The 2,832-nt window shown below is 72.3% G+C and carries 3 protein-coding genes and 1 pseudogene; 2 read left to right on the top strand and 2 right to left on the bottom strand.

Annotated elements, in window-relative coordinates; translation table 11 throughout:
* Positions 1–1,037: 1,037 nt before the first annotated feature.
* Both J0670_RS34870 and J0670_RS34865 read right to left on the bottom strand, forming a co-directional pair.
* Positions 1,038–1,367: a hypothetical protein gene (locus J0670_RS34870; RefSeq protein WP_207816484.1), complete on the bottom strand. Its 330-nt coding sequence runs from the start codon at positions 1,365–1,367 to the stop codon at positions 1,038–1,040.
* 188 nt (positions 1,368–1,555) lie between these two features.
* Positions 1,556–1,654 (bottom strand): annotated as a pseudogene (locus J0670_RS34865) (transposase); the annotation flags it as partial.
* Between the two features lie 19 nt (positions 1,655–1,673).
* Between J0670_RS34865 and J0670_RS34860 the strand changes: the two are divergent.
* Complete coding sequence (locus J0670_RS34860; protein ID WP_207816482.1) at positions 1,674–2,306, top strand: helix-turn-helix transcriptional regulator; 633 nt, start codon at positions 1,674–1,676, stop codon at positions 2,304–2,306.
* Between the two features lie 195 nt (positions 2,307–2,501).
* Positions 2,502–2,711 carry a DUF397 domain-containing protein gene (locus J0670_RS34855; protein ID WP_207816481.1) on the top strand — a complete coding sequence of 70 codons (210 nt, stop codon included), beginning with the start codon at positions 2,502–2,504 and terminating at the stop codon, positions 2,709–2,711.
* The last annotated feature ends 121 nt before the right edge of the window (positions 2,712–2,832 follow it).

Here is a 2,832-nt window from a genome sequence, read left to right as displayed (position 1 = left end):
CGCCGGGACCCGGCAGCGGAGAACCCCGGCACACACGGAAAGTTGGCACCACCGGCCTCCCACGTGCCAGCACACCCCGACCGGCATCCGGCAAGCGGCCGCCACCCCCGGCCCCGCACCGCTCCCCCCGCGCAGGAAGCCGAACCGGCCGACTTCTCGCGCCGAGCCACCGACGGGACCCGGCGGTCAGCAGCGGAGACAGCCCCGGCCGGCCGGGGCGGCCACCATCCGGAGGCGGCCGACAGCGCGAGCGCCGGCACACACCGGGCCACCTCGAACAGCGGCGCGGCGCACCGCGAAAGACTCACCGCCCCCAAGGCGTACCACTGCCCCGCGCGGGATGTCGGACCGGCCGACTTCTCACGCGGCACAGGCCCGACGACCGGCGCGGGCGGACGGCGAGGCCGGCCACGGCCGGGGGCCGGGGGTGTCCGGACAGGGCGGGCGGCAGCACACCTGGGGCCGCCCCGAACGGCGAAGCGCCGCGCCGCCGCCCCGCGCAGGGCGTCGGGCCGGTCGGCCTCCCGCGCGGCGGCGCGGCTTCGGGCCGCGCGTGGCGGCCGGCGCACGGGAACGTTCCGCGGGTGGCGCCGCGCGACCGGCAGGGGGGTGGAAAGCCTCCTGGAAACCACGGGGGGTCAACTTCCTTGCGCCGGTGGCCGGTCGGGTGTTCGGTGGCGCCGGAAGGGCTCGGCGGCGGCGCGGGTGCAGAAGCGTCTGATCCGGTCAGAGGAGCCGGGCGCGCGCAGGTACTCTCGGCGTTCGCGGTCCCACAGGCCCCAGCACTCCAGGAGGAGGAAGTGGGGGCTGCGGGAGTCGATCAGGCGGATCTCGACGTCGGCGGGGATCAGTGGTCATCACGCGGGCTCCGGGGCCGGGCTGTTCCTGCGGACCCATGCCTGGGCGCGGGCGAACGAGTAGAAGCGCAGGGGTTCTTCGGCGGGCGGCAGGGCCTTGACGGGGCGGCCGGTGACACGGTCGCGGACGATCCAGGCCCGGCGGGAGGCGTCGGCCGGGGCGACGGTGTAGCGGGGGGGTCATCGCGGCGCCGCCACCTGGATGACGGCGCAGGCCTTCTCCACGCGTTCGGCGAACTCGTGGAACTCGCCGTCGATCGGGGAGATCGTCGACCTGTTCGGGACGAGGATCGCGCCGGCCCGGCTGTCCCGCAGGCGCTGGAGCGCGGCCTGGAGCACGGGCCGGTGCTCGGGCCCCTTGGTGGTGGCCTCGTCGTCCACGACGATCAGGGCGACGGCCCAGTTGAAGGCCTTGGCGCAGGACTCGCACAGGTTCAACTCGCGCCCGGGGAAGGCGCGGCTGTTCCCGGCCAGGTACAGGACGCCCTGGAAGGGGATGGTCGGGGACACGGGAGCCGCTCACGGCCAACTCCTCTCCGTAGCCGCTTGGATACCGAGGGTGCCTACTGTGGGCTATGCCGGGCGACCGTTCAACGCGATCTAGCCAGGAATCCCGTGGCTTTAGCCATCGGGAGGAATGGCTTCCCTGAGCTGGGCGGCGCGGAGCGCCGCCGCATCGCTCCGGGCCTGCGCCTCTCTCAGTCGGGGCGCTTCTGGTTCTCGATGTACTCCTTGATGATCGACAGCGGGGCACCACCGCAGGACGCGGCGAAGTAGGACGGGGACCAGAAGTGGTCTCCCCACAGGTACTTGCGGATGTGGTCGCTGTGGCTTGATCCAACGGCATCCCCGCGCGAGTCCTTCGGTGCGCCGCTTCGCAGTTCGCGCGAGTCGCTGGGCTGGACCCAGCAGGACCTGGCCGCGGCGATGGGGTACTCGGACAGCTACATCCCGGCGGTCGAAACCGGCCGCAAGTCCACCAGCCCGGCCTTCGTCAGGGCCGCCGACAAGGCGCTGGGGACGGGGCAGACGCTGGAGTTGATGCGGGTCGGGATGAGGCGGAAGGGGTTCCTGGAGGGCTTCCCCGAACACGCCGCGCAGGAGGCCCGTGCCGCCGAGATCAGGATCTTCGAACCGAACCTCATCCCCGGGCTCTTTCAGACCAAGGCCTACGCCTCCGCGATTGAAGCGGCTGCGGTGCGGCGCGGAACCAGCACGCAGGACCAGGCCGAGGAACGCGTGAAGTTCCTCATCACGCGGCAGCGGCTCCTCAGGCGCGCGCAGCCGCCGGTCGTCCACGCGGTGATAGACGAGAGCGGAATCCGCCGCCCGGTGGGCGGCGCCGAGACCACGCGCGCGCAGCTCGATCACCCGGCAGAGCTGGCGACCAAACCCCAAGTGATCTTCCAGGTGGCCCCGTTCAGCCTGGCCGAGCACGCTCCGTTTTGATCCTTCATCACTGTGTTGACGTTCGCCGACCGTTCTGTCGTCGGTGACGCGGAAGCTGCGGACAATGGTCACGTAGCACGGGAGGACAAGACCGCGAGGGCATGGGAAAGGGCCTGCGATCGGCCGCAAGTGGAAGCGCCGACCAGCACCGCACCCCTCGACCTGATCCACAAGGCCCGAAAGGAACTTCGCCCCATGCCCCGCCCCGACCTGTCCCGCGCGTCCTGGTCCAAGTCGTCGCACTCCGGTAACGGCGGTTCCTGCGCGGAGGTCTCGGCCAGCTTTCCCGGCGTCGTCCCCGTCCGCGACTCCACGGACCCCGAGGGGGCGGTGCGCGCCTTCCCGGCCGAGGCGTGGAAGTCCTTCGCCACCGCGACCGCCGCGGGCGAGTTCGGCGCCATCTGATCCCGGCGGCCCGCGGGGAAGACCCCACGATCGGCTGCGGGTGGAAGCGCCGACCGGCGCCGCGACCCTCGACCTGATCCGCAAGGCCCGAAAGGAACTTCGGCCCATGACCCACCCGGAC

This window comes from Streptomyces sp. FH025 (assembly GCF_017427025.1).
In the GTDB taxonomy this organism is placed as follows: Bacteria; Actinomycetota; Actinomycetes; order Streptomycetales; family Streptomycetaceae; genus Kitasatospora.
Note: the sequence above shows the minus strand (reverse complement) of the source record. Positions and strands in the feature narration are given on the sequence as shown.